The 12,812-nt window shown below is 62.7% G+C and carries 3 pseudogenes; all 3 read left to right on the top strand.

The window, feature by feature from the left end:
- Positions 1-93: 93 nt before the first annotated feature.
- Positions 94-6,375 (top strand): annotated as a pseudogene (locus tag BK665_RS35520) (amino acid adenylation domain-containing protein); the annotation flags it as partial.
- Positions 6,376-6,537: 162 nt separating this feature from the next.
- Positions 6,538-9,600: pseudogene (locus BK665_RS35525) on the top strand (non-ribosomal peptide synthetase); the annotation flags it as partial.
- 171 nt (positions 9,601-9,771) lie between these two features.
- Positions 9,772-12,792, top strand: a pseudogene (locus tag BK665_RS35530) (non-ribosomal peptide synthetase); the annotation flags it as partial.
- Positions 12,793-12,812: the final 20 nt, after the last annotated feature.

Raw genomic sequence — 12,812 nt, forward strand, 5'->3', positions numbered from 1 at the left:
GTCGAGGTTCCCGCGAATCTGATTGCGCTGGATTGCGCACGCATCACCCCGGCCATGCTGCCGCTGGTCACGTTGAGCCAGGACGCCATCGAACGCATCGTCGCCTGCGTCCCCGGCGGCGCCGGCAACGTGCAGGACATCTACCCCCTGGCGCCGTTGCAGGAAGGCATCCTCTATCACCACCTCGCCGCCGAGCAGGGCGATCCGTACGTGCTGCAGGCACAATTCGCGTTCGACAGCCGCGCGCGCCTGGACGATTTCACCCAGGCCTTACAGGGCGTGATTGATCGCCATGACATCCTTCGTACCTCGATGGCCTGGGAAGGGCTGGACGAGCCGGTGCAAGTGGTCTGGCGCCATGCTGTGCTGAGTGTCGAGCAAGCGTTTATGCCGGATCAGGATGGTGACATCCTCGCGCAGATGCAGGCGAGTTTCGACTCCCGCCACCATCGCCTCGACATCCGCCAGGCGCCGCTGATGTGCATCCGTTTTGCCCAGGATGATCAGCGCTGGATCGCCACGCTGCTGTTTCACCACATGGCCCTCGACCACACGGCGCTGGAAGTGGTGCGCCATGAAATGCAGGCGCATTTGCTCGGCCAGTCGCAACAATTGGGCGATGCCGTGCCGTACCGCAACTACGTGGCCCAGGCGCGCCTTGGCGTCAGCCGTGAGGAGCACGAAGCGTTTTTCCGCGACATGCTCGGCGATATCGATGAACCGACGCTGCCGTTTGGTTTGCAGGATGTGCAGGGCGACGGCGGTGATATCGAAGAAGCCAGACAGTCTGTAGATGCCGCACTCAGCCGGCGTCTGCGAGCCCAGGCGCGGCAGCTCGGTGTGAGCGCCGCGAGCCTGGTTCACCTGGCCTGGGCGCAAGTGCTCGGCCGGGTGTCGGGCCGCGAAGAAGTGGTGTTCGGCACCGTGTTGATGGGGCGGATGCAGGGCGGCGAGGGCGCCGAACGGGCGCTGGGCATGTTTATCAATACCTTGCCGCTGCGGGTCAGCGTCGGCGCCCTGGGCGCACGCGCCGCCGTCAAGGCGACCCACGCAAGGCTAACCGGGCTGTTGGGGCATGAACATGCCTCACTGGCATTGGCCCAGCGTTGCAGTGGGGTGGTTGCACCGACGCCGCTGTTCAGCGCGTTGCTCAACTTCCGACACTCCAACGCGGAACCTATCCATTTGGGCGAGTCTGCGGCCTGGAGCGGAATCGAGGCGCTGGGCGGCGAAGAACGCACCAACTACCCGCTGACATTGAGCGTCGATGACTTGGGCCAAGGCTTCAGCCTGACGGCGCAGGTGATATCGCAGGTGGGTGCCCAGCGTGTCTGCGGCTATATGCAAGTGGCGTTGGAAAGCCTGGTGAATGCGCTGGAGCACGCGCCGCAAACGCTGTTGCACAACCTGACGATTTTGCCGGCGGCCGAACGTCGGCAGTTGCTCGACACCTGGAATGCACCGCTGGGCGAGTTCGCCAGTGACGCTACGATTCAGGGCTTGTTTGAAGCCAGGGTAGCTGAGCAGCCGGACGCAGTGGCCGTGGTGTTTGAAGCGTTGACGCTGACTTATGGCGAACTTAACGCCCGATCGAACCAAGTCGCCCATCACCTGATCGAGCTGGGCATTCGCCCGGATGATCGGGTGGCGATTTGTGTCGAACGGGGCCTGGCGATGATCGTCGGGCTGCTGGGGATTCTGAAGGCGGGCGCCGGTTATGTGCCGCTGGACCCGGCGTATCCCCAGGATCGGATCAGCTACATGCTGGAAGACAGCACGCCAGTCGCGGTGCTCGCGCAATCGGCGACTGAGCATCTGCTGGGTGCGGTTTCGGTGCCGCTGATCAATCTCGATGGCGACGATTGGCAGGGCAAATCCGTCGCCAATCCGTCGGTGCCGGGCCTGTCGTCATCGCACCTGGCTTATGTGATCTACACCTCGGGTTCGACCGGTTTGCCCAAAGGCGTGATGGTCGAACATCGCAACGTGGCGCGGCTGTTTTCGGCGACGCAACCGTGGTTCGACTTCGGCCCGCAAGACGTCTGGGCCTTGTTCCACTCGTTTGCCTTCGACTTCTCGGTCTGGGAAATCTGGGGCGCGCTGACCCACGGCGGTCGTTTGCTGGTGGTGCCGCAACTGGTCAGTCGCTCGCCGGCGGATTGCTACACGCTGCTGTGCGAGGCCGGTGTCACGGTGCTGAACCAGACGCCGAGCGCGTTCCGCCAGTTGATTGCGGCGCAGGGCGAAAGCGACCTGAGTCATAGATTGCGCCAGGTGATTTTCGGCGGTGAAGCGCTGGAAACCGGGATTCTCAAGCCTTGGTATGGCCGCTCGCAGAATGGGCAGACGCAACTGGTCAACATGTACGGCATCACCGAAACCACGGTGCACGTCACTTATCGCCCACTGACTGCCGCCGACGCTCAGCTTGTTGGCATTAGCCCGATTGGTGGGCGCATTCCAGATTTGCAACTGTACGTGCTCGACGCCCAGCGCGAGCCAGTGCCGGTGGGTGTGGTCGGCGAAATGTACGTCGGCGGTGCCGGTGTGGCTCGCGGCTACCTGAACCGTCCCGAGCTGAACAACGAACGCTTTATCCCCGACACTTTCAGCGGCCGTGCCGAAGCGCGGTTGTACCGCACCGGGGACTTGGGTCGCTGGCTGGCGGACGGCAGCGTTGAATACCTCGGTCGTAACGATGATCAGGTGAAGATTCGCGGTTTCCGCATCGAGCTGGGTGAAATCGAAGCCAAACTCGCTGCGTGCGACAACGTGCGCGAAGCGGTGGTCATCACCCGGGAAGATGAGCCGGGAGACAAACGCCTGGTGGCGTATGTGATCGCCAATCAGGACACAGAGCTGTCAGTCGCGGACTTGCGCACGCAGTTGCTGGAATCCCTGGCGGAATACATGGTGCCAAGCGCCTTCGTGACCCTGGCTGCGTTCCCGCTGACCACCAACGGCAAGCTCGACCGCAAGGCTCTGCCAGCGCCGGATTCGGCGGCCTACGCCAGTCGTGAATACGCCGCGCCGAAAGGCGAAATCGAGCAGACCATCGCCGCCATCTGGCAAGAATTGCTCAAGATCGAGCAGATCGGCCGGCATGACAATTTCTTCGAACTCGGTGGCCATTCGCTGTTGGCGGTGAAACTCATCGAACGCATGCGCCAGGTCGATCTGGCTGCCGATGTCCGCGTGTTGTTCGGTCAACCAACCCTGGCGGCACTGGCGGCAGCGGTGGGGGAGCAGACGGAAGTCGTGGTTCCGGCGAATCGCATTACTGCGGATTGCCAACGCATCACCCCGGACATGCTGCCCCTGGCCGACCTGGATCAGGACGCCATCGACCGCATCGTCGCCACCGTGCCCGGCGGCATCGCCAATGTGCAGGACATCTATGCCCTGGCGCCGTTGCAGGAGGGGATTTTGTATCACCACTTGGCGGCGACCCAGGGTGATCCGTATCTGCAATATGTGATGTTCGGCTTCGACAGCTTCGCGCGTCTGGAAAGCTTCGGCCAGTCACTGCAAGCGGTCGTCGCCCGGCACGACATCCTGCGCACTGGGGTGCTCTGGGAAGGTCTGTCTGAACCTGTGCAAGTGGTCCTGCGTGAAGCGCGGTTGGTCGTCGAAGGGGTTTCGCTGGAACCGTCGGCCGGTGATATTGCCGAACAACTGCACGAACGCTTCGACCCGAGGCGCTATCGCCTGGACATCCGCGAGGCGCCGCTGATGCGCATCGCCTATGCGCAGGATGAACCCGGACAACGCTGGGTCGGCATCCTGTTGTTCCATCATTTGGTGGACGATGCCACCTCGCTGGCGATGCTCGCTTCGGAGATCGAAGCGCATATGCTCGGCCAGGCGCAACGTCTGCCGGCCTCGGTGCCGTACCGCAACTACGTGGCCCAGGCCCGCTTGGGCGTGAGCCGCGCAGCCCACGAAGCTTTTTTCCGCGACATGCTGAGCGACGTCGATGAACCGACGCTGCCGTTCGGTTTGCAAGATGTGCAGGGCGATGGCAGCGGGATCGAGGAACTTCGCCAGGATATCGACGCTGATCTGAGCCGTCGACTGCGGCTTCAGGCTCGCCAGCTCGGGGTGAGCGCGGCGAGTTTGTATCATCTGGTGTGGGCGCAGGTACTGGCCAAGGTGTCGGGCAAGGACGACGTGGTATTCGGCACCGTGCTGGTCGGTCGGATGCAGGCCGGCGACGGTGCTGACCGTGCACTGGGTATGTTCATCAATACCTTGCCTTTGCGGGTGAGCCTGGGCGCAACCTCTGTGCGTGCCGGGGTGAAAGCCACCCATGCGCGGCTGAGTGCGCTGCTCGGCCATGAGCACGCCTCGCTGGTGCTGGCGCAACGTTGCAGTGGCGTGGAGGCACCGACGCCGCTGTTCAGTGCCTTGCTCAACTACCGCCACACCGGAGCGATGACCTCGACTGAGGCGCTGTCGGCCTGGAACGGGATCGAGGTGCTCAGCGGCGAAGAGCGCACCAACTATCCGTTGACCCTGTCGGTGGACGATCAGGGTGAGGCGTTCAGCTTCACCGTCATGACCCCGGCACGGATCGGTGCGCAACGGATCTGCGGTTATGTGCAGCAGACGCTGCACGGCTTGATCGAAATGCTGGAGCAAACGCCTGAGGCGCCGCTGCATGGGTTGTCGATCCTGCCCGCTGCTGAATCCGAGCAGTTATTGGTGACGTTTAACGCCACTGAAGCGTTGTACCCGGTTGATCAGACGGTTCATGGGTTGTTTGAGGCTCAGGTTGAGCGGACTCCGGATGCGCTGGCGGTTATCTATGGCGAACAACGCCTGAGTTACCGCGAGTTGAATGAGCGGGCGAACCGGTTGGCGCATTACCTGCTTGGGCAGGGTGTGCGGGCGGATTCGCGGGTGGCTATTTGCGTCGAACGAAACGCCGATATGGTCGTTGGGCTGCTGGCGATTTTGAAGGCGGGCGGCGGTTATGTGCCGCTGGACCCAGCTTATCCGCTGGATCGGATTGCTTACATGCTGGAAGACAGCGCGCCAGCGGTGGTGTTGGCGCAAGCCGCCACATTGGGGCTGTTGTCTGACGCTTCGATGCCCGTGGTTAATCTCGATAGCAGCATTTGGCAGGATCAATCCGTCTCCAATCCATCGATTGAAGGCCTGACGTCGGCGCATCTGGCTTATGTGATCTACACCTCCGGTTCCACCGGGTTGCCGAAAGGCGTGATGATCGAGCACCGCAACACCGTGAACTTCCTGACGTGGGCGCATCGGTCGTTTGATAACGCCACGTTGGCGAAAACCCTGTTCTCCACGTCGTTGAACTTCGATCTCGCGGTTTACGAGTGTTTTGCGCCGCTGACCTCGGGCGGCAGCATTACGGTCGTTAAGAATGTCTTGGAACCGCAAGACGACATCACGCTGATCAACACCGTACCGTCAGCGCTTAAAGCGTTGCTGGAATCCGGCGGCCTCAGCCAAACCGTGCACACCGTCAACGTCGCTGGCGAAGCGCTCAAACGCAGCCTGGTCGAAAGCCTGTTCGAACAAACCAGCGTCCAGCGCTTGTGCAACCTCTACGGGCCATCAGAAACCACGACTTATTCCAGTTGGGTGTCGATGGACCGCGAAGACGGTTTCGCCGCCCACATCGGCAAACCCGTGGCCAACACCCAGTTCTACTTGCTGGATGAACACCAACAACCCGTGCCACTGGGCGTGCCCGGCGAAATCTACATCGGCGGCGCAGGCGTAGCGCGGGGTTACCTCAACCGCGAAGACCTTACCGCCGAACGCTTCCTCAACGATCCCTTCAACGCCAACGGCCGGATGTACCGGACGGGCGATTTGGGCCGCTACCTGAACGACGGCAACATCGAATACCTGGGTCGCAACGACGATCAGGTGAAAATACGCGGTTTCCGCATCGAACTCGGCGAAATCGAAACCAAACTCGCCCAGCACGCAGACATCAACGAAGCCGTCGTCCTGGCCCGGGAAGACATCCCCGGCGAAAAACGCCTGGTCGCTTACTACACCGCGCCGCAAACCCTCGATATCGACGCACTGCGCCGCCACCTGCAAACCCAACTGCCGGACTACATGCTCCCGGCGGCTTACGTCCACCTCGACACACTGCCACTAACCCCCAACGGCAAACTCGACCGCAAAGCCCTGCCGGCGCCAGACCTGGCTTCCGTCATCACCCGAGGCTACGAAGCCCCACTCGGCGCAGTCGAATCCACCCTGGCGCAACTCTGGCAGGACGTCCTCAACGTCGAACGTGTCGGCCGTCACGACCATTTCTTCGAACTTGGCGGCCACTCCCTGCTGGCCGTGACCCTGATCGAACGCATGCGCCAGGCCGGCCTCAGCGCCGATGTCCGAGTCCTTTTCGGCCAGCCAACCCTCGCCGCGTTGGCCGCAGCCGTCGGCGGCCGCACCGAAATCATCGTTCCCGCCAACAGCATTCACCCGGACTGCTCCCGCATCACCCCGGACATGCTGCCGCTCACCGATCTGACCCAGGACGCCATCGACCGCATCGTCGCCAGCGTCCCGGGCGGCGTGGGCAACGTGCAGGACATCTACCCGCTGGCACCGTTGCAGGAAGGCATTCTCTTCCATCACCTGTCCGCCGGGCAGGGCGATCCGTACGTGCTGCAGGCGCGATTCGCGGTGCAGAGCCGCCAACGCCTGGACGATTTTGTCCGGGCCCTGCAAAACGTCATCGACCGCCACGACATCCTGCGCACCGCCGTGCTCTGGCAAGGGCTCGACGAACCGCAACAAGTGGTTTGGCGCGAGGCGCAACTGGGTCTGGACGAACTCGCTCTGGACCCGCAGGCCGGGGATATCGCTGGGCAATTGCACACCCGTTTCGATGCCCGCCACTATGGCCTCGACATCACCCAGGCCCCGCTGATGCGTCTGGCCTTCGCCGAGGACAAACCCAATCAGCGCTGGGTGGCGATGCTGCTGTTCCACCACATGGCCCTCGACCACACCGCGCTGGAGGTGGTGCGCCACGAGATGCAGGCGCACCTGCTCGGCCAGGCCGCAGAGTTGGGCGCAGCGGTGCCGTATCGCAACTACGTGGCCCAAGCCCGTTTGGGCGTGAGCCAGCAAGAACATGAAGTTTTCTTCCGCGGCATGCTCGGCGATATCGACGAGCCAACGCTGCCATTCGGTTTGCAAGACGTGCAGGGCGATGGCAGTGATATCGAAGAGGCCCGGCTAGTCCTCGACCGCGACCTGAGCCGTCGCCTGCGACGTCTGGCCCGCCAGTCGGGCGTGGGTGCGGCGAGCTTGCATCACTTGGCCTGGGCGCAAGTACTGGGGCGTGTCTCGGGTCAGGACGACGTGGTGTTCGGCACCGTGCTGATGGGGCGGATGCAGGGCGGCGAGGGGGCTGATCGCGCCTTGGGCATGTTCATCAATACCTTGCCGCTGCGGGTTGATGTGGCTGGTCAGGACGTCAAGGCCGGCGTGCAAGCAGTTCACGCACGACTGACGGCGTTGCTCGGCCACGAACACGCATCTCTGGCATTGGCTCAGCGTTGCAGTGCGGTGGCCGCGCCGACACCATTGTTCAGCGCCTTGCTCAATTACCGTCACTCCGGCGAACCGTCGGAGGCCGTCGATGCCGCGTGGCAGGGCATCGAAGCCCTGGACAGTGAAGAACGCACCAACTACCCATTGACCCTGTCGGTCGACGACCTGGGCGACGACTTTGCCCTGACCGTGCTGGTCTCGGGCGGCGTCAGTGCCGAGCGGGTTTGCGCGTTCATGAACACCGCGCTGCAACGCCTGGCCACGGCACTGGAATCCGCTCCGACATCCGCCTTGCACAGTCTGGATGTGCTGCCCCTGGTCGAGCGTCGTCAGGTGCTGACCGGTTTCAACGCCACCGCTCGCATCTATCCGCGCAGCAGCACCGTGCACGCAGCGTTTGAAGCGCAGGTCCGCGCCCATCCGTCGGCAACCGCGGCGCTCCACGACGGGCAAAGCCTGACTTACCGCGAACTCAACACCCGGGCCAATCGATTGGCCCACCACTTGATTGGCCTCGGCGTTCAGCCGGGCGAGAGCGTGGCGATTCTGCTGGAGCGTTCCCTTGAGCTACTGGTCAGCCAATTGGCCATCCTCAAATGCGCCGCCGTCTACGTGCCGCTGGACGTCAACGCGCCCGCCGAACGCCAGCACTTCATGGTGCAAGATAGCCAAGCCGCCGTGGTGCTGACCCACCGTGACGAACCTGTCGCCCCCGGCACCCGGCGAGTGGATCTCGACACGTTGTCGCTCGACAACCTGCCGAGCCAGGACCCGCGCCTTGCGCAATCCAGCGAAACTCCGGCGTACATCATGTACACCTCCGGCTCCACCGGCACGCCGAAAGGTGTGTTGGTGCCGCACCGGGCGATCAACCGCTTGGTGATCAACAACGGTTACGCGCAATTCAACGCCCAGGATCGGGTGGCCTTCGCTTCCAACCCGGCGTTCGACGCCAGCACCCTTGAAGTCTGGGCACCGCTGCTCAATGGCGGTTGCGTGGTGGTGGTCGAGCAGGATGTGTTGCTCGCGCAATCCGCCTTGCGCGCTTTGCTGCTCGAGCAATCGGTGAGTGTGTTGTGGATGACCGCCGGGTTGTTCCATCAATACGCCGCCGGTTTGAGCGACGTGTTCAGCCAGTTGCGTTACCTGATCGTCGGCGGCGATGTGCTCGACCCGGCGGTGATCGGTCGTGTGCTGAAGGACGGTGCGCCGCAGCATCTGCTCAATGGCTACGGCCCGACAGAAGCGACGACTTTTTCCACGACTTATGAAATCACCATGGCCGGCGCGGGCAGCATTCCGATTGGCCGCCCGGTCGGCAACACCCGGGTCTATGTGCTCGACGCCCACCAGCGCCCGGCACCTCTGGGCGTGGCGGGCGAGTTGTACATCGGCGGCGACGGCGTGGCCAATGGTTATCTGAACCGCCCCGAACTCACCGCCGAGAAGTTTGTGCCCGATCCGTTCAGCACCGGGCCGCACGCCTTGCTGTATCGCACGGGCGATCTGGCGCGCTGGTTGGCCAATGGCACTGTGGAATACCTGGGCCGTAACGATGACCAGGTGAAAATCCGTGGCTATCGCATCGAACTGGGCGAGATCGAGGCCCGGTTGGCACAACACGCCACAATCAAGGACGCCGTGGTGCTGGCCCGCACCGACGTGCCCGGCGAGAAACGCCTGGTGGCCTACTTCACCCTGCACGAGCAGGACGCAGCGCCCGATGCCGAAGCGCTGCGCACGCACCTGCAAGCGCAGTTGCCGGACTACATGATCCCGGCCGCTTACGTGCGTCTCGACGTGCTGCCCCTGACGCCCAACGGCAAGCTCGACCGCAAGGCATTGCCGGCGCCGGACCTGGAAGCGCTGGTCACCCGTGAATACGAAGCTCCGGTGGGCGAAACCGAAATCACCCTGGCGCGGATCTGGGAACACATCCTCAGCGTCGAGCAGGTCGGTCGTCACGACCACTTCTTCGAACTCGGCGGCCACTCGCTGCTGGCGGTGAAGCTGATCGAGCAGATGCGTCAGTCAGGCTTGAGTGCCGATGTGCGGGTGTTGTTCAGTCAGCCGACCCTGGCGGCACTGGCCGCTGCGGTGGGCAGCGGCAGCGAAGTGCGCGTTCCGGCGAATCTGATTCCATCCAATTGCGAACTCATCACCCCGGCCATGTTGCCGCTGATCACCCTCGATCAAGCGGCGATTGAGCATATCGTCAGCAGCGTCCCGGGCGGTGTGGGCAACGTGCAGGATATCTATCCGCTGGCGCCGTTGCAGGAAGGCATTCTCTATCACCATTTGGCCGCCGAGCAGGGCGATCCGTATGTGTTGCAGGCCGTGTTCGAACTGCACAGTCGTGAGCGGTTGGAGGCCTTCATTGCGGCGCTGCAAAACGTGATCGACCGCCATGACATCCTGCGCACCAGCGTGGTGTGGCAAGGCCTGGAGGCACCGACCCAAGTGGTCTGGCGCCAGGCGAAGCTGCATCTGGAGCAGGTCGATGTGGACGCGGCTGCCGGAGATGTCGCCGCGCAGTTGCAGGACCAATTCGACCCACGGCATTACCGACTGGACATCAGTCAGGCACCGATGCTGCGCCTGGCCTTCGCCGAAGACGCGCGGAACCAGCGTTGGGTGGCGGTGTTGCTGTTCCACCATATGGCGCTCGACCACACCGCGATGGCTGTGGTGCAGCACGAGATGCAGGCGCATTTGCTGGGCGAGGCCGATCAGTTGAGCGCAGCGGTGCCGTATCGCAACTACGTGGCCCAGGCCCGTTTGGGGGCGAGCCAGCAGGAGCACGAAAAGTTCTTCCGCGAGATGCTGGGCGATGTTGATGAGCCGACCTTGCCGTTTGGTTTGCAGGATGTACAAGGCGATGGTCGTGATGTCGAGGAAGCCAAACAGTCAGTGGATGCGGCACTCAATCAGCGGCTGCGGGCCCAGGCGCGGCAACTCGGTGTGAGTGCGGCGAGCCTGGTTCACTTGGCCTTTGCCCAGGTGCTGGGCAAGGTCTCCGGCAAGCAGGACGTGGTGTTCGGCACCGTGCTGATGGGCCGGATGCAGGGCGGCGAGGGGGCCGACCGGGCGCTAGGCATGTTCATCAACACCTTGCCGCTGCGGGTCGATGTCGGTGCGCAAGGCGTGCGGGCCGGGGTCAAGGCGACCCATGCGCGGTTGACGGCGCTGCTGGGGCATGAACATGCGCCGCTGGTGCTTGCACAGCGTTGCAGCGGGGTGGTCGCGCCACTGCCGCTGTTCAGCGCATTGCTCAATTATCGCCACAGCGCGGTGGTGGATGGGTCGGCGCAGTATCAGGCGGCCTGGCACGGTATCGAGACGCTGGGCGGGGAAGAGCGGACCAATTATCCGTTGACCTTGAATGTGGATGATCTGGGCAACGGCTTTGCGTTGTCGGTGTTGGTGACTTCGCAGGTTGGGGCGCAGCGGGTTTGCGCGTATATGCATACGGCGCTGGAAAGTCTGGTGGACGCGCTGGAGTCCGCGCCGGGGTCATCGCTGCGAGCGTTGTCGATTTTGCCGGTGGCGGAGCGGGCGAAGCTGTTGGTTGAGTTCAATGCCAGCGAAGCGGTGTACCCGGTTGATCAGACGGTTCATGGGTTGTTTGAGGCCCAAGTGGAGCGCACGCCCGATGCGCTGGCGGTTATCTATGGCGAACAACGCCTGAGTTATCGCGAGTTGAATGAACGGGCGAACCGGTTGGCGCATTATCTGCGCGGGCAGGGTGTGAAGCCGGATTCGCGGGTGGCGATTTGCGTTGAACGAAACGCCGATATGGTCGTTGGGTTGCTGGCGATTCTGAAGGCTGGGGGCGGTTATGTGCCGCTCGACCCTGCTTATCCGTTGGATCGAATTGCCTACATGCTGGAAGACAGCGCGCCGGCCGTGGTGTTGGCGCAAGCGGCGACATTGGGGCTGTTGGCTGACGCTTCGATACCCGTTATCAATCTGGATAGCAGCATTTGGCAGGATCAATCCGTCGCAAATCCATCGATTGAAGGCCTGACCTCGGCGCATCTGGCTTATGTGATCTACACCTCCGGTTCCACCGGGTTGCCGAAAGGCGTGATGATCGAACACCGCAATACCGTGAATTTCCTGACGTGGGCGCATCGTTCGTTTGACAGTGAAACTCTGGCGAAAACGCTGTTCTCGACCTCGTTGAACTTCGACTTGGCGGTCTACGAATGCTTCGCGCCGCTGACGTCGGGCGGCAGCATCAATGTCGTTAAGAATGTGCTGGAACCGCAAGACGACATCACGCTAATAAACACCGTACCGTCAGCGCTTAAAGCGTTGCTGGAGTCCGGTGGGCTCAGCAAAACCGTGCACACGGTCAACGTCGCCGGTGAAGCGCTGAAGCGCAGTCTGGTGGAAAGTTTGTTTGAGCAAACCAGCGTCCAGCGTCTGTGCAACCTCTACGGCCCATCCGAAACCACGACTTACTCCAGTTGGGTGTCGATGGATCGCGAAGACGGTTTCGCCGCCCACATCGGCAAACCCGTGGCCAACACCCAGTTCTACTTGCTGGATGAACACCAACAACCCGTTCCACTGGGCGTGCCGGGCGAAATCTACATCGGCGGCGCCGGCGTGGCGCGGGGTTACCTGAACCGCGACGACCTCACCGCCGAACGCTTCCTCAGCGATCCCTTCAACACAACCGGCCGCATGTACCGGACCGGCGATTTGGGCCGCTACCTGAATGACGGCAACATCGAATACCTGGGCCGCAACGACGATCAGGTCAAAATCCGCGGTTTCCGCATCGAACTCGGCGAGATTGAAACCAAACTCGCCCAACACGCAGACATCAACGAAGCCGTGGTCCTGGCCCGGGAAGACATCCCCGGCGAAAAACGTCTGGTCGCCTATTACACCGCGCCAGAAACACTCAACATCGATCAGTTGCGCAGCCACCTGCAAACCCAACTCCCGGACTACATGGTCCCGGCGGCCTACGTCCATCTCGAAAAACTGCCACTCACCCCCAACGGCAAACTCGACCGCAAAGCCCTGCCGGCGCCAGACCTGGCCTCCGTCATCACCCGAGGCTACGAAGCCCCCCTCGGTGAAACGGAAACGACCCTGGCAAACATCTGGCAAGACCTGCTCGGCCTGCCGCAAATCAGCCGTCACGACCATTTCTTCGAACTCGGCGGTCACTCGCTGCTGGCTGTGAGCCTGATCGAACGCATGCGCCAGGCCGGGCTCAGCACCGACGTGCGCGCCCTGTT

It is taken from the genome of Pseudomonas frederiksbergensis, from assembly GCF_003732665.1.
GTDB lineage: Bacteria > Pseudomonadota > Gammaproteobacteria > Pseudomonadales > Pseudomonadaceae > Aquipseudomonas > Aquipseudomonas frederiksbergensis_G.